General features: G+C 36.9%; 24 protein-coding genes. 9 read left to right on the plus strand and 15 right to left on the minus strand.

Annotated elements, in window-relative coordinates; all coding sequences use genetic code 11:
• The first annotated feature begins 49 nt into the window (after positions 1–49).
• Positions 50–1,222 (plus strand): benzoate/H(+) symporter BenE family transporter, encoded by a 1,173-nt coding sequence (locus tag B9T28_RS10415; RefSeq protein WP_086203906.1) that lies wholly within the window; start codon positions 50–52, stop codon positions 1,220–1,222.
• A gap of 297 nt (positions 1,223–1,519) precedes the next feature.
• On the opposite strand, the gene map is transcribed toward B9T28_RS10415, so the two are convergent.
• A complete protein-coding gene (gene map, locus B9T28_RS10420) occupies positions 1,520–2,314 on the minus strand; it encodes a type I methionyl aminopeptidase (protein ID WP_086203907.1) in 795 nt (264 codons plus the stop codon).
• Between the two features lie 336 nt (positions 2,315–2,650).
• On the opposite strand from map, the gene brnQ reads away from it, so the two are divergent.
• Both brnQ and B9T28_RS10430 read left to right on the plus strand, forming a co-directional pair.
• On the plus strand, positions 2,651–3,943 hold the full coding sequence (brnQ, locus tag B9T28_RS10425; RefSeq protein WP_086203908.1) for a branched-chain amino acid transport system II carrier protein: 1,293 nt from the start codon (positions 2,651–2,653) through the stop codon (positions 3,941–3,943).
• Between the two features lie 677 nt (positions 3,944–4,620).
• The gene (locus tag B9T28_RS10430) at positions 4,621–4,860 is read left to right on the plus strand and encodes a hypothetical protein (RefSeq protein ID WP_086203909.1); all 240 of its coding nucleotides are present in this window, start codon (positions 4,621–4,623) and stop codon (positions 4,858–4,860) included.
• Positions 4,861–4,973: 113 nt separating this feature from the next.
• Here B9T28_RS10430 and B9T28_RS10435 read toward each other — a convergent pair whose 3' ends face one another.
• The gene (locus B9T28_RS10435) at positions 4,974–5,432 is read right to left on the minus strand and encodes a hypothetical protein (RefSeq protein WP_086203910.1); all 459 of its coding nucleotides are present in this window, start codon (positions 5,430–5,432) and stop codon (positions 4,974–4,976) included.
• A 143-nt stretch (positions 5,433–5,575) separates the two neighbouring features.
• Between B9T28_RS10435 and B9T28_RS10440 the strand changes: the two genes are divergently transcribed.
• Positions 5,576–6,433 carry an alpha/beta hydrolase family protein gene (locus tag B9T28_RS10440; protein ID WP_086203911.1) on the plus strand — a complete coding sequence of 286 codons (858 nt, stop codon included), beginning with the start codon at positions 5,576–5,578 and terminating at the stop codon, positions 6,431–6,433.
• A gap of 127 nt (positions 6,434–6,560) precedes the next feature.
• Here B9T28_RS10440 and B9T28_RS10445 read toward each other — a convergent pair whose 3' ends face one another.
• A complete protein-coding gene (locus B9T28_RS10445; protein WP_086203912.1) occupies positions 6,561–8,102 on the minus strand; it encodes a TerC family protein in 1,542 nt (513 codons plus the stop codon).
• Between the two features lie 568 nt (positions 8,103–8,670).
• Here B9T28_RS10445 and B9T28_RS10450 point away from each other — a divergent pair.
• The 3 genes from B9T28_RS10450 to B9T28_RS10460 all read left to right on the plus strand — a co-directional run bounded on the left by B9T28_RS10450 (position 8,671) and on the right by B9T28_RS10460 (position 10,574).
• Complete coding sequence (locus B9T28_RS10450) at positions 8,671–8,985, plus strand: hypothetical protein (RefSeq protein WP_086203913.1); 315 nt, start codon at positions 8,671–8,673, stop codon at positions 8,983–8,985.
• 146 nt (positions 8,986–9,131) lie between these two features.
• Positions 9,132–9,596: a MarR family winged helix-turn-helix transcriptional regulator gene (locus B9T28_RS10455; RefSeq protein WP_086203914.1), complete on the plus strand. Its 465-nt coding sequence runs from the start codon at positions 9,132–9,134 to the stop codon at positions 9,594–9,596.
• 555 nt (positions 9,597–10,151) lie between these two features.
• On the plus strand, positions 10,152–10,574 hold the full coding sequence (locus B9T28_RS10460; RefSeq protein ID WP_086203915.1) for an RcnB family protein: 423 nt from the start codon (positions 10,152–10,154) through the stop codon (positions 10,572–10,574).
• 184 nt (positions 10,575–10,758) lie between these two features.
• Here the strand turns inward: B9T28_RS10460 and B9T28_RS10465 are convergent, their stop codons facing one another.
• The 3 genes from B9T28_RS10465 to B9T28_RS10475 form a co-directional block, all read right to left on the minus strand.
• On the minus strand, positions 10,759–12,921 hold the full coding sequence (locus tag B9T28_RS10465; protein WP_086203916.1) for a malate synthase G: 2,163 nt from the start codon (positions 12,919–12,921) through the stop codon (positions 10,759–10,761).
• Positions 12,922–13,307: 386 nt separating this feature from the next.
• Positions 13,308–14,468: a cell division protein ZapE gene (gene zapE, locus B9T28_RS10470; protein WP_086203917.1), complete on the minus strand. Its 1,161-nt coding sequence runs from the start codon at positions 14,466–14,468 to the stop codon at positions 13,308–13,310.
• 94 nt (positions 14,469–14,562) lie between these two features.
• Positions 14,563–15,573 carry a helix-turn-helix domain-containing protein gene (locus B9T28_RS10475; protein ID WP_086203918.1) on the minus strand — a complete coding sequence of 337 codons (1,011 nt, stop codon included), beginning with the start codon at positions 15,571–15,573 and terminating at the stop codon, positions 14,563–14,565.
• 164 nt (positions 15,574–15,737) lie between these two features.
• Here B9T28_RS10475 and B9T28_RS10480 point away from each other — a divergent pair, with 164 nt between their 5' ends.
• Positions 15,738–17,273, plus strand: a complete 1,536-nt coding sequence (locus B9T28_RS10480; RefSeq protein ID WP_086203919.1) for a flavin-containing monooxygenase — start codon at positions 15,738–15,740, stop codon at positions 17,271–17,273.
• Between the two features lie 46 nt (positions 17,274–17,319).
• The gene (locus B9T28_RS10485; protein ID WP_086203920.1) at positions 17,320–18,228 is read left to right on the plus strand and encodes a LysO family transporter; all 909 of its coding nucleotides are present in this window, start codon (positions 17,320–17,322) and stop codon (positions 18,226–18,228) included.
• 58 nt (positions 18,229–18,286) lie between these two features.
• Here the strand turns inward: B9T28_RS10485 and pyrF are convergent, their stop codons facing one another.
• From pyrF to ung, 9 genes are all read right to left on the minus strand, one after another.
• Positions 18,287–18,967 (minus strand): orotidine-5'-phosphate decarboxylase, encoded by a 681-nt coding sequence (pyrF, locus tag B9T28_RS10490; protein WP_086203921.1) that lies wholly within the window; start codon positions 18,965–18,967, stop codon positions 18,287–18,289.
• A gap of 245 nt (positions 18,968–19,212) precedes the next feature.
• On the minus strand, positions 19,213–19,578 hold the full coding sequence (locus B9T28_RS10495; protein ID WP_086203922.1) for a lipopolysaccharide assembly protein LapA domain-containing protein: 366 nt from the start codon (positions 19,576–19,578) through the stop codon (positions 19,213–19,215).
• An 18-nt stretch (positions 19,579–19,596) separates the two neighbouring features.
• Positions 19,597–19,902 carry an integration host factor subunit beta gene (locus tag B9T28_RS10500; RefSeq protein WP_086203923.1) on the minus strand — a complete coding sequence of 102 codons (306 nt, stop codon included), beginning with the start codon at positions 19,900–19,902 and terminating at the stop codon, positions 19,597–19,599.
• Between the two features lie 159 nt (positions 19,903–20,061).
• A complete protein-coding gene (gene rpsA / locus B9T28_RS10505; protein WP_086203924.1) occupies positions 20,062–21,741 on the minus strand; it encodes a 30S ribosomal protein S1 in 1,680 nt (559 codons plus the stop codon).
• Between the two features lie 117 nt (positions 21,742–21,858).
• Positions 21,859–22,548, minus strand: a complete 690-nt coding sequence (cmk, locus tag B9T28_RS10510) for a (d)CMP kinase (RefSeq protein ID WP_086203925.1) — start codon at positions 22,546–22,548, stop codon at positions 21,859–21,861.
• A 12-nt stretch (positions 22,549–22,560) separates the two neighbouring features.
• Positions 22,561–22,992 carry an SRPBCC family protein gene (locus B9T28_RS10515; RefSeq protein WP_086203926.1) on the minus strand — a complete coding sequence of 144 codons (432 nt, stop codon included), beginning with the start codon at positions 22,990–22,992 and terminating at the stop codon, positions 22,561–22,563.
• Positions 22,993–23,036: 44 nt separating this feature from the next.
• Positions 23,037–23,564: a tRNA adenosine(34) deaminase TadA gene (gene tadA, locus B9T28_RS10520; protein ID WP_213032973.1), complete on the minus strand. Its 528-nt coding sequence runs from the start codon at positions 23,562–23,564 to the stop codon at positions 23,037–23,039.
• A gap of 39 nt (positions 23,565–23,603) precedes the next feature.
• The gene (locus B9T28_RS10525; protein WP_086203928.1) at positions 23,604–24,728 is read right to left on the minus strand and encodes an enoyl-CoA hydratase/isomerase family protein; all 1,125 of its coding nucleotides are present in this window, start codon (positions 24,726–24,728) and stop codon (positions 23,604–23,606) included.
• Complete coding sequence (gene ung / locus B9T28_RS10530) at positions 24,725–25,438, minus strand: uracil-DNA glycosylase (protein ID WP_086203929.1); 714 nt, start codon at positions 25,436–25,438, stop codon at positions 24,725–24,727. The genes B9T28_RS10525 and ung overlap by 4 nt, the downstream gene beginning before the upstream one ends.
• Between the last annotated feature and the right edge of the window lie 7 nt (positions 25,439–25,445).

The raw sequence follows: 25,445 nt of genomic DNA on the forward strand, positions 1-25,445 counted from the left end.
GTACTCAACTCGCTTTAAAACATCTGCTTAAGTAAGAACGTAAAGGATTATGCAAAAATTTATTCAAGATTTCTCTATACCCGCTGTATTTGCAGGATTTATCACTTTTCTCATTGGGATTAGTGTTTCTGCCGTTTTGGTCATTCAAGCTGCACAGCTTTTAGGAGCAACAGCCGAACAAATTAGTTCTTGGTTTTGGGCACTCGGTTTGGGCATTGGCTTTTCAGGATTGATATTGTCTTGGAAGTTTAAATATCCTGTGGCAACTGCATGGTCTACTGCAGGCTTAGCGCTGATTCTGGCCACAGCCAGCGGATATACCCTACACGAGGCCATTGGTGCATTTCTTATTTGTGGACTAATGACAGCGATTTTAGGCTTTTCAGGTGTCTTTACCAAAGTCCTTTCTTACATTCCGCAAAGTCTAACCAGTGCAATGTTGGCAGGTGTTTTACTCAAATTTGGAATTGCATTATTTGCCAGTATGCAAAATGATTGGGGCTTTATTCTGGCATTATTGGCAGTTTATATTGTTTCTAAACGACTTTGGACACGTTATTGCATTGTCATTACCGTGATTGCAGGTATCGTACTTTGCCCTTTTTTCATGGAATTTCATACCCCAGTCCTACATTGGTCACTGGCTAAACCCGTATGGATTACGCCCGATTTCACATGGTCAGCCATTTTTGGCTTAGCACTGCCATTGTTTGTGATCAATATGGCGTCACAATATTTACCAGGTATCGCCATGATTAAAAGCTATGGCTATCAACCCCATGTCAACCAACTCATTGGCTGGACAGGCACGATACAAGCTTTACTCGCACCGTTTGGCTGTTATAGCGTGAATATTGCTGCCATCAGTGCTGCAGTCAGTTTAGATGATCAAGTTCATCCAGATCCGTCAAAACGTTATATTGCAGGTATAAGTTGTGGATTTTTCTATATCTTGATGGGTTTATTCGCAGCAACATTAACTGGTTTACTCATGTCATTTCCACATCTATTTATTGTCGCTTTGGCAGGTATCGCCCTATTTGGCACGATTAGTCATAATATTGCGATTGCCTTTCATGATGTCAGTGATCGAGAAGCCGCATTGATGACATTCTTATTTAGTGCATCTGGGGTGCAATTTTTTGGTATTGGTTCTGCATTTTGGGGGCTACTCTTTGGCTTCGCAGTATCAATCATTCTAAAATTCAGAATGAATAACTAAGGTTGACTGCTCACTATCCTTTCGAATCTGAATTGATCATTTAAATCTAAATTTTTAACAAAAAAAAGAGCTTATCCTGAGATGGATAAGCTCGAAAACTTAAATCAAAAAAGAAACTACAGCGAGAATCTAGACTGAATCATATCGTTTGTATGCTTTTCAAGCAAACACTTTAAAAAAATCATACTATACCTAAAAGGTATAAAAACCAAAATCAAATACGTATTTTATGCTTTCACATCAACCGAGTGGTTTCACACCATTCTAAGACCAAACATTCATAACACTAAAATTGATTTAAATTTCTGGATAAGAGCCTGTGCCTTCTGGCCATGGTGAGAGTAACTCAAATCCAGTACTGGTCACATAAACCATATGTTCCCATTGTGCTGATAGTGATTTATCCGTAGTCACGACCGTCCAACCATCTTTTAGCTCTTTAACTCTCGCTTTACCTGCATTAATCATTGGTTCAATGGTAAAAACCATCCCTTCTTTTAATGCGATCCCCTGTCCAGGTTGTCCATAATGCACCACATTCGGGGGTTCATGATAAATTTTCCCAATACCATGACCGCAATATTCACGAACAATACTATAACCTTCACGATGTGCAACACTTTGAATTGCAAAACCAATATCACCTAAGGTCGCACCTGGTTTCACGGCATGAATACCAGCAACCATTGCCTCGTAGGTCGTATCCACTAGTTTTTTTGCTTCAGGACTCACATTACCAACAAAATACATCCGGCTCGTGTCGCCAAAATATTCATCTTTAATAATGGCAACATCAATATTAATAATATCGCCATCTTTTAAAATAGTATTTGCTGATGGAATGCCATGGCAGACCACTTCATTCGGTGAAATACAGGTGGTTTTGGTATATCCGTAATAGCCAATATTTGCAGGGATTACTTTTAGTGTATTCACAATAAAATCATGGCAAATATCATCTAGATATTCTGTAGTTACACCAGGCTGAACATACTTCCCTATCATTTCTAAAACTTGTGCAGCTAACCGCCCAGAGACACGTAATTTTTCGATGTCCTTTTCAGTTTTAATGGTAATAGTAGAAGCTTTCATTGCATCAATCCCCTGATTAGTGCCGCTATTATAAGCCTTTTATCGATAAATTTCGCGGCTTTGATTTTCTGAATACATGAATACTGCTCTAATTTTATTCTCATTCTTAAATATTCTCTTTTTCAATTAAAAATAATGTCCTTTCTATAGTTGTAATAAGCTCACAATAATATATTAATATTTTATTTTTTCTTTATATTATCATTAGTATAAATTAACCTTATACAATATTCACCCACATAACCTGATAACAAATATAAATATTCTTTATAAAATAAAATACAAAAGTCACTTCAGATCCTCTAGAATTTATACTTTTGCAACATACTCTCCTTTATGACTAGTCTCCGTACTCGGGATATTATTGCTTTAGGTTTCATGACTTTTGCCTTATTTATTGGGGCAGGCAATATTATTTTCCCACCCATTGTGGCGCAACAAGCTGGTGAACATGTTTGGTTCGCAGCGCTTGGATTTTTAATCACCGCTGTTGGCTTACCTGTCATTACCATCATGGCGCTTTCTCGCACCCATGGTTCCATTGCAATTTTAAGCTCACCTTTAGGTAAAGTTGCAAGCTTAATTTTAACTGTAGTGTGTTATCTTTCAGTTGGTCCTTTATTTGCAATACCACGTACTGCAACTGTTTCTTACGAAATTGGATTCTCCTCACATTTTGGTACCACAGCAAGTAGTTTACTGATTTACTCTGCAATCTATTTTGCTTTTGTGACCATCATTTCACTTTATCCAAATAAACTGTTAGATACAGTGGGTCATGTACTTGCACCGCTCAAGATATTATCTTTGGCAGTTTTAGGCATTGCTGCATTTCTCATACCTTCTAGCTATATTCCACCTGCTATCCATAACTATGTTGCCAGCCCTGTTTCTGAAGGCTTTGTGAATGGTTATTTAACCATGGATACTTTAGGTGCTTTAGTTTTTGGTATTGTGATTATTAATGCGATTCATTCTCGTGGTGTAACCGATACCAAGTTAATCACCAAATATGCTGTGATTGCCAGTTTAATTTCGGGTGTGGGTTTAACTTTAGTTTATCTCAGTTTGTTTAAACTAGGCCTAGGTAGCCATGAAGTTGCACCGAATGCAGCCAATGGTGCGATTATTCTACATGCTTATGTCCAACATGCTTTTGGTGATATAGGTTCACTCTTCTTAACTGGCTTAATCTTTTTGGCCTGTATGGTGACAGCCATTGGTTTAACCTGTGCTTGTGCTGAATATTTTGCTCAACTTACTAAAATTTCATACAAAGTTTTAGTCTTCATATTAGTGGGCTTCTCTTTCATCATTTCAAATTTAGGTTTAACTAAACTTATTGCGGTTTCAGTGCCTGTATTAAGTGCAATTTATCCACCTGCGATTGTCGTTATTCTATTGAGCTTCTTTTGGGGACGATTTAATAACCCACGTTTGGTTATCGCACCAACCACTGCGGTTTCATTTGTATTTGGCGTGATCGAAGGAATTAAAGTCACTGCTTTTAAAGATAATTTACCGAGTTTTGTTCAAAATCTTCCATTGAATGAACAAAATTTAGCATGGTTAATTCCATCGTGTGTCGTTTTAATTATTTGTATTATTATCGATAAAGTTAGAAATTAACGATCTTCAACTTTCGTCAGTAAAATTTTGTTTTTACCCAAACATGATTTTATTTATGATCAATAATTGCCATGTTTTACCCAAATGGGCTGTTATTGATAATCTACCAGACGATCATGAAATAGTTTTGAACTAATTTTATCCTACCTATTCTTGGGACAAAATTAGGTTTTTACTTTTCGAGAGCATTAAAGAGAAACCTTATAAGACTTTTCAGCGACCACCTTTGCTTCCATTGCTCAACGAAATAACCATAAAAGTGATGATCTGAAGCAAACAATCATTAAAAAAAACAATTCCAATAAATTTAAAAATAGAATGATATACACCACACTAAATCCTATCAATTCCACGCCTACTATTCACATTCCATATCATTTTATCTTTACATTACTCTTTGTATTAGTCCTCAAGCATGGATGTTTAGCTATCCCTTTAAATTTTGTGGAAATACCCCAATATAGCTTCATTATATTTATACTTTCATGTCGTAAAAATGAACGCTTTTTTATGCGCAGCAAATTATCTCAAACCTGCCATTTCTACCATTAAAATAGCGTAACTAGATCATAAAATAGTGCCATTTACACTTGAAATAATATATAGATATGGTACAACTGATATTCAAACCTGACTAAAACAATTAGGTTTTGTCAAGCATGACAGGAGGGGTGGAGATGTTATCAATACATTTCAATAAGCAAGTCTTCATTAATTCTTTGAAGGCCAATAAAAAAATAGTCATTTATCTGAGTACCAGCATTGCGCTGATGGTCATGTTAATGATACATGGATTAATTCAAGGTAATTTAAAACCTGAATTCTTTATCTATGCATTATTTGTGTCTGTAGCATTCTATGTATGGGATGTGATTGACCATAAGTTTAGAAAACAACGCACAGAATTTTTAGATTAAAAATGGATGCTCTGCATCCATTTTTAAAATACGAATATAGCGATAAATGGCTGAATTATAAAACAACGATTCTACTTTAATGATTCACAATTGAATCATGCTGAGATGAACAACTAGAAGAAAATATATAGACATCCAAATAATAATCCACCTGTCGCCACTATTTCACCAATGACCAATAAAATCATCGCACTTCTTAATATCCACTTCGGTAGTTGCCACTTGCCCATTTGATGCGGTTGTTTAAATTGATTCGAAGTATCCTTTAACCATCCATGTAAAATATAACTAAAAATCGAGAAGCTAAAAAAGATTAAATTAATCACTACAAAAGCTAAATTCAACCATTCAGGCCAAGATGAAAAATAAGCCAATACAGCTAAGATCAGTGTAGCTGGTGCATAAAGAAGACTACTTCGATGTGCAATATCAACATAATAATGTGCACGCGCATGCTCAGACTGACTGATTTGATAGTATTTCCATACCCCAGTTAACATTCCTACCCACAAATAAATCCCACTAAAAATAATTGCAAATTTAACTGAATATTGTAGCTGTTCAACGTCCATGAACTTGATTTTCCATTATTTAATTTGAAATGATTCTAACAACATCTCAGCCCTTTCACAAATGACTTTTAAGTCATATTTTAATCAAGTTTCTTTTTAGAACTTGTATAAAGTAAAGCAATACTTTTTAGCTTTAATCCATTATGAACTCTTTTGAAAACTTAAATATTACGTGTACTGATGGTTATCAACTTAGTGCAAGATTTTATAAAGCAACTGTAGCCACTCAAAACCTTCCAATATTAATCTGCCCAGCGACAGGTATTGTCAAAGGTTTTTATCATGCGTTTGCAGAATGGCTTAACACACAAGGTTATGATGTTTTAAGTTTTGATTTTCGCGGCATAGGTGACTCTTTACATGGCGCACTTAAAGATTCTCAAGCCAGTATTCAAGATTGGGGGCAACTCGATATCCCCGCTGCAATTGAAACACTCATTCAAAAAACAGCTCATGAAAAAGTCATTCTGCTTGGACATAGCGCAGGCGGCCAACTTTTAGGAATCACACCTAATTTTGAAAAAGTCGCTAAAGTCGTTGCTGTTTCTGGTTCAACGGGTCATGTGAAAGGCTTAAAAGGTCACACCAAACGCATGGCACCCGTGATGTTTAATCTCATCTTCCCTATTTCAAGCCTGATTAAAGGCTATGGTGCAACCAAAATGTTGGGAATGGGAGAAAATTTACCTAAAAATGTCGCAAAACAATGGGCACATTTTTGCAGTAAACCCGGTTATGTCTTAAATGCCATTGGTAAAACTGTCTTTGATGATTTTCATAAAGACATTACCAGTCCAATGACGGTATTTTGGTCATCCGATGACGAAATTGCCACGCAAGCCAATGTTAAAGATTTAATCCGTTTGTACCCAAACTCGGCTACAAAAATGCATGAACTCATCCCCTCAGAACATGGTCATAAAGCCATTGGACACATGTTGATGTTTAAAAAATCTCACCAAAATATTTGGCCGGTTATTGCACATGAGCTAAAAATATAATTAAGACAAATGTTCATTTTTATAGTATCTAAATACGTAATCCTATTTAGATGCTCTTTTTATACAAAAATGCCTCACATCGCGTAAGGCATTTTTTTCATACTCAATCAGATTTTAAAACTATGCATTAAAACTCTGGACGGGTAATTTTTACCGTTTTAATCCGATTTCCATCCATTTCAAGTACTTCAAACAAAATACCATCATGCTCGATTCGTGTTCCAACATCCACATCACCTTGAGTTTTATCTAGAATTAAACCTGCAACGCTAAAATACCCAGAATCCTCTTGAACAAGGTCTAAATCTAACGTACCTAATGCCAGTTCTAGCTGATACAAATCAAGCATACCCGATGCCTTCCATGTTGTATCATCTATCCTGACTAATTCTAGCTGCTCATCGGCATCAGGAAATTCACCTGCAATTGCTTCAAAGACATCTAATGGTGAAATAAGTCCCTGAATATTACCAAACTCATTACTCACCAATACCAATGAGCCTTTAGATGCACGTAAAGTATTAATTGCATCAATAACTTTCATCTTTTCAAAGATGAAAATAGGACGATTACGCTTTAATAAAGCGTGTAAGTGTTCAGGTTCATCTAAGACATCAATCAATTCTTTGGCACGAACAATAGTCACCACTTTATCCAATTGTCCACGACAAACAGGAAATAAACTGTGTGGTACAGATAGAACTTGCTGACGAATACTTTCAGCATCGTCTTCTAGATTGACCCATGAAATTTGATTTCTAGGCGTCATGATTGAAGCAACTGAACGTTCAGCAAGTGTTAAAACACCACCCACCATATAACGCTCTTCATCACCAAATGCTTTTTGTGCAGCAAGTGATTCACCACTTTGCATTAAATCAGCATCTAAACGATTTCCCATTAACTTTAAAATAGAATCTGCAGTTCGATGACGTAAAGGAATTTTAGATTCATGCTTGACAGCATTTCGACTTGAGAATTGGTTGAAAGCTTCAATGAGAATCGCAACACCGATACCTGAATAGATATATCCCTTCGGAATATGGAAGCCAAATCCTTCTGCAATAAGGCTAACACCAATCAGTAATAAGAAACTTAAACAGAGAATCACGACTGTTGGATGACGGTTTACAAAAGCGGTTAATGGCTTAGATGCAAGCAACATCACGAATACGGCTATTGTAACGGCTGCCATCATGACATAAATATTATCAACCATGCCAATTGCTGTAATTACGGAATCCAATGAAAAAACTGCATCCAAAACAACAATTTGTGCAACGATCACCCAAAAGCTGGCATAGACAACCGAAGTTGTACTTTTAATTTCAGGCTTGCCTTCCATTTTTTCATGTAATTCAGTGACCGCTTTATATACCAAGAACAATCCACCAAAGAGCAAGATTAAATCTCGCCCAGAGAAACTCAGATGAGAAATCTCAACAATAGGTTTGGTTAAAGTGACAAGCCACGAAATGACAGATAATAAGCCTAAACGCATCACCAAGGCTAAAGAAAGACCAATGATCCGTGCTTTATCACGTTGTTCTGGAGGGAGTTTGTCAGCCAAAATAGCAATAAAAACTAGGTTATCAATACCTAGAACAATTTCTAAAACAATTAAAGTAAGTAACCCTACCCAAATGCTGGGATCTAATAAAAACTCCACGATTAGATCTCCTGTTCTTTATTATAAATAAACAAACGAATAAAAATGAAATTTGACCTACACGGCGACGGGGCCATAAATGATACCTTTATAATAAACGTGATTTTATTATGCACTATCTATCATTATTTTATGTAGTTAGATGATTAAAATTTCATTTTTAAATTACTCTTGATTAAAATTAAAACTGATCCTGAATTATTCTGTAGAAATTCCAATATTGTAAATCTTACGATTTTAGTTTTAAATTTTTTCTACTGACTATGATATGAATAACCTCCCACCTTAAAATATAAAAAACTAATCGCGTGACTTGTTTACACGTTAAAATTAAGATTCCATTACTAGAAAATAAAATAACCAATTATTTTATAATGGTATTTAAGATATCAATTAAGATGATTTATGACACTTTAGACAGAAACTTTTTGTTAAAAAGTCACGTCCTAAAATGTGAAAAATTCATTAAAATGGAAGCTTAGCCACGACTGTTGTATAAATATTCAATGGCTATTTAAAATGTGTAAGTTTCTAATCCAAACAAAAGAATTTTTCAGGATTGAGCACTATGAAAAATGATGCATTGGCCTTTAATACAAAATCCAAAATGATTGGAAATACAAACTATGAAGGTGCATATATCAATCGTGATGTCGCATTTGAATTGCATCAGGTTAAAGTTGTAGTCATGCAAGAGAACCAAAAGCAAGAATTACTCTACCAAGTCATTCTTGAAGATACACTTCTGACAGCACAACTTTCAGAATCTGTAATCATTCATTCTCAAATTCGGGCAGAAGCAACTAAATTTGCTCAAAGTATTGTTGCATTTCATCAAGATAAAGACAGTTATACACTCTCTTTATTAGATAATCCTGCATAATTTTTACGCCAAGAGAAATCTAGCCTTACCTCATTTCTCTTATTTTATTTAACTTTATGATCTAACATGAATTACATTATCTATATCATTTCAAATAAAAATAGTACAATGAATGACTAGATAATTAAAAAAAAGGGAATTTCAAAATGTCAAAAAAATATTCTAAATTTTTACCCACGACCGAAGATTTCAATTTAGAAGATTTTCCTTTTTATTGGATTACTCAGGTCCATGCTCAATATGTACTAAATGTTGATCATGTATTGAAAAAATATGGCGTTGACAACTCCAGACGTCGTTTACTTATTGCACTTGAGTCTCAACCGAATGCGAGTGTTTCTGACCTTTCAGATAAAATTGTTTCTAAAATGTCGACCACCACTAAAATTGTCTATCGCTTGAAAGAAGAAGGTTTTGTTAACACTTATTCCTGCTTAGATGATGCAAGAATTACGCGTGTAATTTTGACAGAATCTGGTAAACAAATGACGCGTAAAATTAATGACTTAATGGCTGTTATATTAGAACAATCCTTTGAGGGACTCACAACCCTCCAAATTGAGAAAATGATGGAAAGTTTAAAACATATCTTTAAAAATCTTTCTCATTAATCAAAAATGTCAAACTGTGTTGAGTTTTTAAGTTTTCTTGTATTCGAGCAAGATAAGCTTTTAGACTCATCAACACAAAATTCAGAATAAAATCATTTTAATTTATTTGTCTCATTAACTTTAATTTTTCGCGCATACGTTAACCATCAAAAACAGCCCAACAACGTAAATAAAAATTAAGCTCCTCGCAAGCATATTATTATACCTATACACTGCCGTTACACGCTTTATTGAATGTGTACTTAACTTATATTTAACACACATAAACTATATATTTTTATACAATTTTTAGAAAATTAAATCTTATAATATAAATTAAGAAAGCGTTTTCAGACACCCTTTAACTTACATGACAAAAGCATACTGAAAACCTTTTTAAATACGTATTAAGTTTCTACTCTATGCGATAGTCACACCGTCCTCCCAATGATTTAAAAATTAATTCTGTCAGAAGAATTCTGTGACATTTTTCAGCCTAATGCTTTGCCGATAAAATTTTAAAAATGCTTACAAATAGCTGATAGTAAAAATTTATTAGCTCATGAGGATAGATAAATGAATAAAAAATCACTTACCGTTATAGCACTTATACTGACCACAACATTAATTGCTAGTTCTCTTTTCGCAGAGCGATATGATGATCATAATGATTCGAGGAATCATGATAGAGATAGAGACTATCAAGATCATCGTAATGAACATGATCACCATGATGGACAACAGTGGGATCATCAACCCCGTTATATGCAAAACCATCAAGCTTATCGCCATGACCTACCAAGACCACATCATGAGTGGCGCAGAGGTCAGACCATTCCCTCTCAATACCGTAGATCAGATTATTATATAGATGATTGGCAGCGTTACGATCTTCCAGCCCCACCACATGGCCATCGTTGGTTAAATGTGAATGGAGACTATGTACTAGTTGCTGTTGCAACAGGTGTTATCGCAAGTATTCTTCTTGGTGGGCATTAATTCACGTGTTAATCAATTTCACCATAAAAACTGTAGCCTCGTTCTGCAGTTTTTCACTTTAATAATGTATATCTTAAACATTCACTTTTCATAACGATACAACATAGCTTTACAATTTTTGATTCTGAAGATGCTATTAAAAATAAAAAAGCCTCCGAAGAGGCTTTTTATTTACAGTGGAAACTTAGTCCCCTGTATAACCTTTTAATTTTAAGCGTGCAGCATGCAACAACGGCTCTGTATAACCAGATGGCTGCTCACCACCTTTAAAGATCAAATCAGACGCAGCTTGGAATGCAATACCATCAAAGTTTGGACCCATAGCTGTGTATTCTGGATCATTTGCATTTTGCTGATCCACAATAGCAGCCATACGTTTCATGACTTCTTCAACTTGCGCACGTGTCACAATACCATGACGCAACCAGTTGGCAACGTGTTGAGATGAAATACGTAACGTTGCACGGTCTTCCATTAAACCTACGTTGTTGATGTCTAAAACTTTAGAACAACCGACACCCAAATCGACCCAACGAACCACATAACCCAAGATCCCTTGACAGTTATTTTCAAGTTCTTTGGTTTTTTCGTCTTCAGACCAGTTTGTGTCTTTCGCTAAAGGCGGAGTCAACAAATCATCTAAAGGTAATGCTTCAGTCGCCAATAATTCTTTTTGACGATTTGCAACATTAATTTGGTGATAATGAATCGCGTGAATAACCGCACCCGCTGGTGATGGCACCCATGCACAGCTCGCACCAGCTTCTGGATGTTCAGTCTTGGTTTTATACATATCAAGCAACATATCTGGTTTAGGCCACATGCCTTTACCAATTTGCGCTTTACCACGTAAGCCTGCTTTCAAACCCACCATTACGTTGCGGTTTTCATATGCAGGGAACCAAATTTGCGCTTTTACTTCGCCTTTACGAACGAATGGGCCTGCTTCCATAAAGGTATGAATTTCATCACCCGTACGATCCATGAAGCCCGTATTGATGAAAATCGTACGATCTTTCGCTTGAGCGATACAGTTTTTCAAGTTTACAGAAGTACGACGCTCTTCATCCATGATACCGATTTTAAGCGTTTTAGCTGGCAAACCTAATAATTTTTCAGCACGTTCAAAAATCTCTACAGCAAATGCAACTTCTTCCGGACCATGCATTTTTGGTTTAACGATATACATAGAACCTTTACGCGAGTTCTTAATTTCGTTTTCACCTTTGATGTCTGCGAAAGCAAGTAATGGTGTAATTAAAGCATCCATAATGCCTTCGTAAATTTCCGCACCATCCACAAGGATGGCTGGATTTGTCATTAAATGACCCACGTTACGAAGAAGCATCAATGAACGGCCATGAATAATGGTTTCACCGCCAATTAAGTTTTTATGTGTACGGTCTTTATTCAAACTACGAGTAACAGTTTTACCATTTTTCTCGATCGATTCTTCTAAAGTACCTTTCATTAGACCTAACCAGTTACGGTAGCCTTCAACTTTTTCTTCCGCATCAACAGCCGCAATTGAGTCTTCTAAGTCTTGAATCGTGGTTACTGCAGCTTCAAGCACCAAATCTTTAACGCCTGCCGCATCAGTTTTACCGATCGGGCTAGTCGCATCAATCTCGATAATGACATGCAAGCCATTATTCTTGAATACGATTTCTGTAGGGGCAGCGGCTTCGCCGTTATAACCTACAAATTGCGCTTGATGTGCTAAAGTCGTAGTCGAACCATCTTTCAATGTCACGACAAGTGCATTGTGATCTACAGCATAGTGTGTTGCATCAGCATGCGAACCTGAAGCAAGTGGGAAGTTTTCATCTAAGAAGTTCTTCGCGAATGCGATAACTTTTTCACCACGTACAGGGTTATAACCTTTACCTTTTTCCGCACCACCTTCTTCTGAGATGACGTCAAAACCGTAAAGCGCATCATATAGCGAGCCCCAACGTGCATTCGCAGCATTTAAGCAATAACGCGCATTACGTACAGGTACGACAAGTTGTGGACCAGCCAGCAATGCGATTTCTTCATCGACATTTTCTGTGCTGATTTGGAAATCTTCTACTTCTGGTAGCAAGTAACCAATTTCTTTAAGGAAAGCTTTATAAGCTTCTAATTCAAATTTATTATCACGGTGCCATTGATCAATTTTAGCCTGAATCTCATCACGCTTTGCTAAAAGCGCTTTATTCTTAGGGCTAAGATCGACAACGACTTGCTCAAAGTTCTTCCAATATGTTTCGCTCTCTAAACCAGAACCTGGTAAAGCTTCATTTTCGATGAAATCGTAAAGTTCTTTAGCAATCGCTAACTTGCCTTTTTGAATACGTGCAGTCATTGTCTTTCCTGATATTGCTACTTTTTATAACAAGAGTTTGTAGTATACCGATTTATATTTTGCTGAATACTAATATCACATTCCTAAATAGTGAGCATTTTTTAAATGATAAATATTGACATTATCAAAAAAATAATTTTTAAAATTTAAGATATATCAGCAAATTAAATACCGATTTACAGTGTATAAAGTTTTTAAAATGTCGAAATTAGACTTAAGTTCAGAATGTCCCACTTATTCTGATTTTTATTCGATAACCGCTATGAATGTACAAATATTTAGCTACAAAAGCCAATCAAATTCGATAAAGCTCCATATTTTTATAATTATTAATAAAAAAAGCACTCCGAAAAATGCTTATTCAAATAAAAATCAATATCTTATGATTAAACTTTCAGTTCTGCACTATCCTTTTGTTTATTCTCAATCTGATGATGTGCTGCTTGTAAATAATCATCAGATTGCATTTCCAATAAACGCGAGCGCGTTCGCTCAATTTCAAATGCCAATTTTTGACCTTCATAAATCGTAATAATTGAATCTTCTGAAGTCAGTAATAATTTGACGCCGCGATCATAAAACTCATCGACCAGATAAATAAAGCGACGCGTCCCTTCTGACAAATAATCGGTTAAATGCGGTACATTACTGACCAGAACAGTATTATAAATATTGGCAATTTCAATAAAATCTGCTGGACTACGTGGCTTCATACACAATTCTGAAAATTCGCACCACAATACATCTTCTGTATGGCCCAATGTTTCCACAATACGATGATTAATAATAATCGGTTCATCAGAAACTTTTTGTGCTTGTGTTAACGCGGTAAATCGCTTAGCCATCCACAATTTATGTTCATGTGTTAACGGTGACTTAAACAATTGCGCTTGTTTTAACACACGTAAACGATAATCCACACCAGCATCTACATTGAGTACCACACAATTTTGCTTGACCATTTCAATCGTTGGAATAATACGGTCACGATGGATACCATCTTTATATAAGCCATCTGGTGCAATATTCGAGGTCGAAATCAGTGTAATACCTCGTTGAAAGAGTTTTTGAAATAAATCACTTAAAATCATTGCATCCGTAACGTTTGAGACAAAAAACTCATCAAAACAAATCACAACTGCTTCCTTATAAATTTGATCTGCAACCAAATCGAGCGGGTTCCGCTGACCCGATAATTTATTTAACTCTTTATGTACATACTGCATAAAATGGTGAAAATGCATTCGTGTTTTACGACGAAACGGTAATGACTCATAAAATTGATCCATCAACCACGTTTTACCACGGCCAACACCACCCCACATATACACACCACGAGGTGCAGTCTGACGACGGAAACGACGAAAGGCTTTTTTAGAGGCTTTATAACGGTTCAATAACTCCTGCCAAACCCGTTCTAACTCATGTACCGCTTGAGCCTGCGCATCATCGGACATAAACTGTCCAGAAGCTAAAGCCTGAGCATAACGCTCCGCAGGCGATAAAGGTGTAAATGCTGTCTTATGCGTTGCTTTCTGATCTAACATATCGCTTATGTACTTTTAAGGTCTAGTGGAAGTATATCGAAATATAAACTTTGATAAATAAAACTTTGGCATATAGCTGAAGATATCACTTAGGCTATTTTCCATACTGCCTTGGACTCTGCCCAAACCATCGTTTAAAAGCATGATTAAATGCAGCGGGTTCAGAATATCCCAATAGCTCAGCAATCACCTCAATTGAATATTCATTATATTCAATCAATCGCAATGCTTTATGTTTTATCAATTGTTCACGTATTTGCTTATAACTGGTATTCAATTGTTGTAACTGATAGCGCAACGTTCTTTCAGGAATATTCAACGCCTGTGCTGTAATGCTCATACTTGGAATATTGCCTTGTTGTAATTCTAAATAGCCCTGAACACGTTGAATAAGTGAAGATTGATTCGTCTCTTCAGCATTTAAGCGTTCAATTTCAGCCATACATTTGGCTTCATAAACGCGAAAAGTAATAGGATCTGCTGATGGAATCTTAACATTCATCACAGCATCATCCAGCTGAAAAGCTGCTTTTTCGGCACCAAAATGTAAGTCCAAGCCATAATATGCTTGATATTGATTTAATACATCTAAGTCTTTTGGTTGCTGAAAAGGTAACTCAACTCGAATATTCGGTGCAACCAAACCCATCATTTTATAAATATCTTGTAAAAACTTATAAGTTCCAGATACTTCACATTGCGCACGTAACAAACCCATTTCCGTGTCTAGATCAATCGGTGCATAGGTCAAAGTCACATGCTTGTTCGAATAAACCAATCCCAAATGACCAAATAAATGCGTTAACCCTTGAAAATGAATCCCATATTTGAGTGCATCTTGAATTGTGCCACAGGTCACAAGCAGCATTAATAAAGGACCATAACCTGCTAAAGCATAATGCTGTCCAATCAACAGTCCAACTTCAGGCTTAACCCCTTCTCCAATGACTTTTTGAATATCCCATTCTAAGCTAGGGTGAATAATTGAACTTGGATCAAGTGCATCTGCTTTTATTCCAATACTGGCAAGTCTCGTATCCACATCAATACCTGAGTTACGCATCCCATGAATTAAATACATCAAACCAAGTATCGATCGCTTCATCATATCTTCAATAAAATCTTTACAAACGGTTTTACAATAAATAGGAAACTTTGAAAATTGCCGAATCTATCAATTTTATCGTCAGCGAAATCATGTTTCTTCATTTGAAAATCTATTAACCTACAAAAATCAAAAAAATGATTCTAAAAATTAGGATAAAAATCATGTCTGCAGCAACATCTGCATCTAAAAAAGCACAAAATAATGTGCAAAAAACTCAAGTCGCTATTATTGGTGCAGGTTTTGGTGGTCTTGCAATGGCAATTCGTCTACTTCAAGCCAATATTCAAGATTTTATTATTTTAGAAAAAGCAGATGATGTTGGCGGTACTTGGCGTGAAAATCAATATCCTGGTGCGGCGTGTGATGTACAATCCCACATGTATTCTCTTTCTTTTGCACCTAAAAAAGACTGGTCGAAACGTTATGCCGAAGCAGCAGAAATTTTTGACTACATACAAGATTTAATGAAAGAATTTGAACTCAAAAAATTTATCCAATTTCAACATGAAGTTATTTCAGTAAAATTTGATGAAGCCGCTTTGAACTGGCAATTGCTCATGCAAAATGGTCAACGTATTGAAGCACAGTTTATCGTATTTGCCTCAGGCCCACTCCATGTTCCACAAATTCCAAAAATTAAAGGTATTGAAAACTTCAAAGGTGAAGTCTTCCACTCTTCACAATGGAATCACAATTACAATTTAAATAACAAACATGTTGCATCCATTGGAACAGGCGGTAGTGCAATCCAATACCTTCCTGAAATTGCACCCAAGGTTGAACAACTCTATGTGTTACAACGTACTGCTGCTTGGGTAATCCCACGGGATGAACGTACTTATAATGCTTTAGATAAAAAACTTTTTAGTCGTTTTGAATGGTTCCGTAAATTACACCGTGCGCGCTTGTATTGGTCAAATGAGTCACGTGTTGTGCCTATTGTAAAACCTAAAATCATGAAATACGGTCAAAAGCTCGCTGAAGCATTTATTAAATTCCAAATCAAAGATCAAACACTTGCAAAAAAATTAACGCCAAATTTTGTCATGGGCTGTAAACGCATTTTAATTTCAAACAAATACTTTCCGACTTTTAATCGTGAAAATGTGGAACTAATTACTGAAGCCATTCAAGAAATAACTTCAGACAGTATCATCACCCAAGACGGTCAAAAGCGTAAGATTGACTGTTTGATTTACGGCACGGGCTTTATTACAGATCCACGTATTTATTTAAAATCCTTTACATGTTATGGCAAAAATAATTTAGAACTTAAAGATGCTTGGAAAGATGGTGCTGAAAGTTTTTATGGAATTACAACCAAAAACTTCCCTAATCTTTTCCAACTATTAGGGCCAAATACCGTACTTGGACATAACTCTGTGATTTTTATGATTGAATCACAGACCAATTATATTATACAGATGATGCAATTGGTGCATAAAACCCAAACACAAGCGATTGTGGTTAAAGCTGAAGCCCAAGATCAATTCAATCAAAATGTCCAAAACCAACTTAAAGGCACGGTATGGCAATCAGGTTGTGTCAGTTGGTACCAACAAGATGGTGGTAAGAATTTTTCACTATGGCCAACCTATACATGGAAATACTGGCTAGAAACTCGTAAAGTTAATCCCGCGGATTATCAACTCCTTGGTGGTATAAAACCCAATAACAAAACACCCCACGCAGCATAAAGTTTGCTTATAATAAGCAGGTGTTTACCCACCTGCTGACTTTTCCATGCAATCGCTTTGGTTGATTTTCCAACTATTATTTTGTTTATTTTTCGGATTTATTTTAGCGCGCAGACTTCCACAATGGTTGGAAAAAATTGCTTTTAAAATATTACCCTTTTTCACCTATATTCTGCTTATTGCTATTGCTATTGAGTTTTCCCAAACCTTACAAAGCATGAATAGCCCCACACAAATTTTAAGTAATGCCTTAATACTATCGCTAGCAACATCAATAGGTGCCTTTTTCTGTTGTTATCTGCTGTTTAAAATGATTGGTTATCAACCGATGCAAGGTAAGGTCTCAACTGATTTATTAGTCGGATCACTCCTCAATATCAGTTATGCTTTTATTGCATTAGGCTGCGGTTATGGCTTAGCAGAATTGTTTAATCATTGGAGTTACAGCCTGCATGTGAGTACGTGGAATCTATTATTAGTTTTCATGTTTTTAATTGGCCTAGATTTGGCTTATTCACCACTAGACCGCTCATGGCTCAACTGGAAAATCATGCTCGTCCCATTTGGTTGTATTATTGGCTCACTCTTAGGCGCTGTCACCGCATCGTTGCTCATCAATAATATTAACCTCAAAGATTTAATCATGCTTTCCCAAGGTTATGGTTTTTATTCAATGACTGGCATCGTTGTGACTGAATTAAAAAATTCGCAATTAGGCAGTATTGCTTTAATGAATGATTTATTTAGAGAAATTTTTGCAATTTTATTTATGTATTTGATTGGCTGGCGCTATCCTCGCTCGGCAATTTCTTCTGCGGGTGCAACAGCAATGGATGTTACCTTGCCCATGGTTAAACAAGCTTGTGGAAATGAATTTATTCCACATGCAATGGTGAGTGGATTTATTCTATCCCTACTTGCACCCATTGCCGTCAGTATCTTAGCGGCACTTTAAAGAGAATGAAAAGTTTCCTTAAATCCATCATACAACAAACGGATTTAAGGAAAATGTATTAAATAGAGGCCAAGATATCTTTCAAAGTCTGACGCGGCTGTTCAGACTGTGTAATTGGACGACCAATGACTAAATGCGTTGCACCATCCACGATTGCTTGTTTAGGTGTCACAATACGTTTTTGATCATCCGCATTTGAACCTGCAGGACGAATACCTGGTGTCACCAAAGAAAAGTTGTGACCTAATTCTTGACGTAACATTTTAGCTTCTTGCGCAGAACAAACAACTCCATCTAGCCCGCTTTCTTGAGTCAATTTTGCAAGGCGTTTCACTTGTTCAAAAGGCTCAACATCCAAACCCAAATCACGTAAATCCTCACGCCCCATTGACGTTAAAACGGTTACAGCTATCAGCTGAGTCTGATAATTACCTGCTTTTAAGCGCTCTACGCAAGTTTCCATCATTTTACGCCCACCTGATGCGTGCACATTTACCATCCATACCCCTAAGTCAGCAGCAGCACAAACCGCTTGTGCTGTGGTATTTGGAATATCATGGAATTTTAAATCTAGAAATACTTCAAAACCTTTGTCATGTAATGCTTTTACGACAGATGGCCCTTCATGAGTAAAAATTTCTTTACCCACTTTTACTCGGCATAGTGATGGATCAAGTTGATCTGCAATTGTTAATGCTTCATATTGGCTTTTAGCATCCAAGGCAACAATGATACTCAAGAGTTATTCCATCACATAAAAAGATACGCAATTATAAGGGGGTTTAGTCAGCGCTGTAAAACATTGATCGGCGACTCATCTCAATTAAATCAAGATAGCTATTCTTTTTTTTCAATGAATCTATCCGATGATAAAACCAATAAAATTTGTTTTTAATAAATTCACTTAAATCTCAACTTAAAACTTTAAAAATAAAAAAGCTCTTTATTGCTTTAACAATAAAGAGCTTTTTACTAGCTTTAAAACTATAGAGGATTAGGGGATTTATCTTCAGGATGAATATCTAATATTGTCTTTTCATGGCGAGCATGTGCTGCTGCTTCCGCCGCTGCAAACTGTGCCGTTTGTATTTGTTCTTTACGTAAGTGCTCTATATCTTTGCGTAAACGCTTAATTTCCCAACTATTTTGGAAAACACGGAAAACTTGAACACCTAAAAGTAATCCTAAAACGATACCAATGGCTAAAGTAAATAATAGCAACAGACCTAAGCGCATTGCAGGCACTTGAGTAAACCATAAATCTACTGCAAGCTCTGTACCATTAAGCAATACTAATGCTAAAGCATAGCCAAAAACAGCTATTAATAGCAGCACTAAAATATAGCGCATAAACACCCCGCTCGAATTTTATTTATTGGCAGATTCGTTTACTGCATCACGTAGCGCTTTACCAGGTTTAAAATGTGGAACAGCTTTCGCAGCAACTTCCACTGATTTACCTGTTTTAGGATTACGACCAACTCGTGGATCACGATGGTGTAATGCAAAGCTACCAAATCCGCGAATCTCTATACGATCATCTCCAGATAATGATGCAATCATTTGATCGATCATTATTTTAACAGCTTCTTCTACTAAAGGCTCAGCTAAATGTGGGTTTTTTAGTGAGATTCTTTCTATTAAGTCAGACTTATTAAGTGCTTCAGTTGTCATTTAAGACCTCATTCATTTTAATGCTATTTGCTATGTTATAAATAATATCCTTTTTAAATACAAAAAGGTAGCGCAATAATTAAATACTGCGCCACCTTTTACAGTAATTGTATAAAAAGTATTAATTAGTTACATTAAATAATACTTCTTTACAACGACTTAGTGATTCATTTGAGCTTTGATCAAATCACCAATAGTCTTAGGACCATTTTCTTGACCAGCAGGTGCTGTTGTTTTCAAGCTAGCAACTGCTTCTTTCTCTTCAGCTTCGTCTTTCGCTTTGATAGACAAGTTGATAGAGCGAGATTTACGATCAACGTTGATGATTTTAGCTTCAACTTCTTGACCAACTTCTAAGAATTTAGTTGCATCTTCAACGCGATCGCGATTGATTTCAGATGCTTTCAAAGAAGCTTCAACTTCGTCTGCTAACTTAATAGTTGCGCCTTTAGCGTCAACTGCAGTTACAGTACCTTTAACCAACGCACCGCGTTCGTTAGTCGCCAAGAAATCATTGAACGGATCGTTGTTCAATTGTTTCACGCCTAAGCTAATACGGTTGCCTTCAGCATCTACAGATAAGATAACCGCTTCAACTGTGTCACCTTTCTTGTAACGACGAATAGCTTCTTCACCTTGTTCGTTCCAAGAAATATCAGACAAGTGAACAAGACCATCGATACCGCCAGGTAAACCGATGAAGATACCAAAATCAGTAATTGATTTAATAGTACCAGAAACTTTTTCACCTTTGTCGTGCGCTTTAGCAAACTCTTCCCATGGGTTAGCACGAGTTTGTTTGATACCAAGAGAGATACGACGACGTTCTTCATCAACTTCAAGAACCATAACATCAACTTCATCACCAATCTGAACTACTTTAGATGGGTGGATGTTTTTGTTAGTGTGATCCATTTCTGAAACGTGAACTAAACCTTCAACACCTTCAGCGATTTCAGCGAAACAACCATAATCAGTAAGGTTAGTTACGCGCGCTTTAACGATTGAACCTTTAGGGTAACGGTTCATGATCGCTAACCATGGATCTTCGCCTAATTGCTTAAGACCTAAAGATACGCGATTACGTTCTTTGTCAAATTTAAGTACTTTAACAGTAACTTCTTGACCCACTTCAACAACTTCTGAAGGGTGTTTGATGCGTTTCCAAGCCATATCTGTGATATGTAGAAGACCGTCAATACCACCAAGGTCAACGAATGCGCCGTAATCAGTAAGGTTCTTAATAGTACCTGTAACTGTTTGACCTTCTTCAAGCTGAGAAAGTAATGCTTCACGGTCAGCTGAAGATTCAGCTTCCATAACTGCACGACGAGATACAACAACGTTGTTACGTTTAGCATCAAGTTTGATTACTTTAAACTCCAACTCTTTACCTTCAAGGTGAGTCGTGTCACGGATAGGACGAGTGTCTACCAAAGAACCTGGTAAGAATGCACGAACTGGACCGATGTCAACAGTGAAACCGCCTTTAACCTTACCAGAAATAACACCAGTAACGATTTCGCCGTCTTCAAAGATTTTTTCAAGTTTAGTCCAAGTTTCAGCACGTTTCGCTTTTTCGCGAGAAAGAACTGTTTGACCCATACCGTTGTCAAGTGCTTCAACAACAACGTCAACTGTATCGCCAACTTGAACTTCAAGTTCGCGTTGTTCGTTTAAGAATTCAGAGCGAGATACAACACCTTCAGATTTAAGGCCAGTATCAACAGTTACCCAGTCAGAATCGATGCTAACAACGATACCTTGGATGACTGCACCCTTTTCTACGTTGAGGTTTAATTCACTGGCTTCAAAGAGGGCTGCAAAAGATTCGGTCATGATATACCTAGTAAAGTCAGCGGTCTTGGATCAGACAAGGCCGGTTTAATTAAGTATCCACATAGTCCATATAAACTGATCAAGCTATGCTTCTACTGATATTTGATTAAATATTGGTTATTTAGCTAAATGTGCATCGGCATAATCAGTCATCAGTTTGAATACTTCATCGATATTCAAATTTGAACTATCAATGATATAAGCATCATCTGCTGGCTTGAGTGGAGCGACTGTACGTTCCATATCTCGCTTATCCCGAGCTTGTATATTTGCTAAAATATCGTTTATTTTAACATCCAGCCCCATACCCTGCAACTGTTTTACACGACGTTCAGCACGTGACTCCGCAGAAGCCGTCAGATAAATCTTAACTTGAGCTTCTGGAAATATCGTTGTCGCCATGTCTCGGCCATCTGCAACCAAACCTGGTGCTTGTGCAAAAGCACGTTGTCGTTCTAAAAGTGCTGCTCTAAGTACTGGAATTGCGGCAACTTTTGAAGCACATTCGCCAATTTGCTCAGTACGTATAATTTGAGTGACATCTTTACCATCAAGTAAAATGATGATTCCATCACCTTTGCTCTTAAATACGATGTCTAAATTTGTTGCAATTGTAACGCATTGTTTGAGCACATCCTCATTTTCCAAGGATTCGAGCAGATTTTTTTGCTGTAATGACAACCCAAGTAAGCGATACAAAGCTCCCGAATCCAACAAATGAAATTGATAGTGATTGGCGATTTTTGCAGCTAATGTTCCTTTACCAGAACCACTTGGTCCATCGATTGTAATAATTTGAATTGTCATTGATTGCCCGATTTATACAGATTTTGCCAATTTGGAAAAACCTAGTGTAATCGCTAGTTTGAGCTGCGCAAGTATTAATTTACTCACAAATGGAGCATGTGCTTGTAATTCAATCGTATATTTCACTAGTGTATGGGTTGCTGAAAGCGCTTCAAACTCAATAATTCCAATATGGTGCTTAATTAAAGGATTATTAATTAACTTATATTCAATACGTTTATTAACATCAAGCAAAGTAATCTGCTCTTGAATCGGCTTGATCGGCCCAAACCCCATTCTACGGATTGATCCCAAACCATCTGGGCGTGCAGGATCTGTAGCATCCTTGACACGTACGACTTGCACTGGTGCAAAGGCAACATTATAGGTTTCATGTTTTGAGAGTAACTCAAAAACTTGATCAATCGGTGCATTGAATTCTTTTTTGACTTGAATTGCATTCATTTTATTCTCTCAGCGTTAGTGACAATACGTCACCTTGTTTTAGTCTATTCTAAATTATTGTTTTGCTTCTTCAGTAAATTCTGTTCGACACGATGCTGTTTTTTCTGCTCGCGACGCATTCTAAAAAAATCTGATAACTGGGCTGAGCACTGAGCGTGCAAACATCCGCCTTCAAATTCAAAGACATGATTATAATAACCTAATTCTAATAGTTTTCGACTACTGACTAATGAGCCTGCTTTAGGCTCAGTTGCCCCAAAAACCACGCGATGGATTCTAGAATGTATTAAAGCACCCACACACATCGTACAAGGCTCAAGTGTTACATAGAGTGTTGCATCATCAGGTAAGCGATAGTTTTGAATATGAGAACACGCCTGCCGAATTGCTTGTATTTCAGCATGTGCCGTTGGATCATTTAATAAAATAGGCGCATTAAAACCCTGTCCAATCACATTTCCCTGACTGACAATAATCGCACCAACAGGAATTTCCCCCTGAGAAGCAGCGAATGCAGCTTGCTCATAGGCATGCTGCATCCATTGTTCATCTATTTTTTGTTGCTCACTCAATTCACTAGAAATTAAGATAGTAGAATCAACCATTAAAAATTATGAGATCACATGATATTGTTTTAACAGTGCATTCCAACTCTCAATATTAGTGACAGGTGGATTTTTTGCCAAAATACCATGTAATGACATTGATTCACAGGCTTCCCATGCAGGTGATAAGTCTTTATCAACCAAACGTGCACGTACACCTTCTACAAAATCAGGATGACGAATTTTCCAATCAGAAATCTGTAATTCTAATGCAAAAACCTCTTGCCAAGAATGAACTTGACGCCCCCATTGCCACAACAGCCAAGTAATAGCTGCCGTACTTGGCGAACCTTTTGCTAAGTTTTCGCTGGCTTGACGCAACCAATCACTACGCGCATCAATCAAACCAATAATCGCTTGATAATCTTGCTCAAAACTTACACCACGACATACGCTATGGATCACATCCAACGAGTTTTGTAATGGTCCTGGTGCTACCGGACGATGTAAACCATTTAAAGTATCATCTAAAGCACGGAAATCTCCTGCTGGATAATGATCCCAATCAATATTCAATAATTTTTGCAATACCACATCACGCTGTGCATCACAAATATGCGTTGCCCAACCAATACCATAACCACCCGCAGCAGTCATGATTGAACCAGTAAGACCCGTAAATAAGCCAATCGGACCACGATCCGCCAAGAAGCGCGTCGCGCCCACATCTGGATAGAGCCCAATATTCACTTCTGGCATCGCCAAACGTGAATATGGTGTTACTAGACGGAATGGTGCAGCCATGAATAACCCAAGCCCACCTCCCATCACATAACCTTCACCCCAAACCACCACTGGTTTTGCGTAATCATGCAGTAATAAATCTAGTGCATACTCTTGTTCAAAGAATTGATTTGCAGCAGCTACTTCGTTATTAATCACCAATTGACGCAATTTACGTACGTCACCACCAGCACAAAAAGCCTTTGGCGTAGTTGAGTCTAACCAGATAGCTTTAACTGAATCATCATGGTGATAATCTTGAAATAGCTTTAATAATGCAGTTGCAATGGATTCATCTAAAGCATGAAGAGATTTTGGACGGTTTAAGCGAACAACTCGCCAACCATTTTTAGCATCTTCAATGATGAGATCCGGATGATAATCGTTTGTTAAGGGAGAATTTGTCATGCGTCCAGCTGCCAATCTATCGGCTCAATGCCATTTTGTTTCAGATAATTATTTGTTTTAGAAAATGCTTTACAACCAAAAAAACCACCTCGGTTTGCTGCTAAAGGTGATGGATGTGCAGCTTTGAGTATCAAATGTTTATTTTGATCAATACGTTGCCCTTTGCGTTGTGCATAAGCACCCCAAAGAATAAATACCACATGTTCACGCTGCTCATTCAACACATCAATGACCGTATCGGTGAAATCTTCCCAACCTTGTTTTTGATGTGATGTTGGCTGCCCTGCTTCTACAGTTAAAACACTATTGAGCAACAGTACACCTTGTTGTGCCCATTGACTTAAATCACCATGTTTTGAAATGGTCAAACCTAAATCAGTATTCAATTCATGGAAAATATTACGCAATGACGGGGGTAATGCAAGTCCCTTTTGTACAGAAAAACTCAAACCATGCGCTTGATTTGGTCCATGATAAGGATCTTGACCTAAAATCACCGCTTTGACTTGATGTAATGGTGTGGCATTTAAAGCATTAAAAATAAGTGAACTTGGAGGATAGACCACTTTATCCGCTTTAATCTCAGCCAGTAAAAATTCTCGTAAATGTTCCATTTTTGAACTTAACAAGAACTCTGACAAACTGTATTTCCAACTGTCATCCAACCGAACTTGATTCAATTTTGCTTGTTCTTGTTCAGTTAATTGCATTTGTATT

The organism is Acinetobacter silvestris (genome assembly GCF_002135235.1).
In the GTDB taxonomy this organism is placed as follows: domain Bacteria; phylum Pseudomonadota; class Gammaproteobacteria; order Pseudomonadales; family Moraxellaceae; genus Acinetobacter; species Acinetobacter silvestris.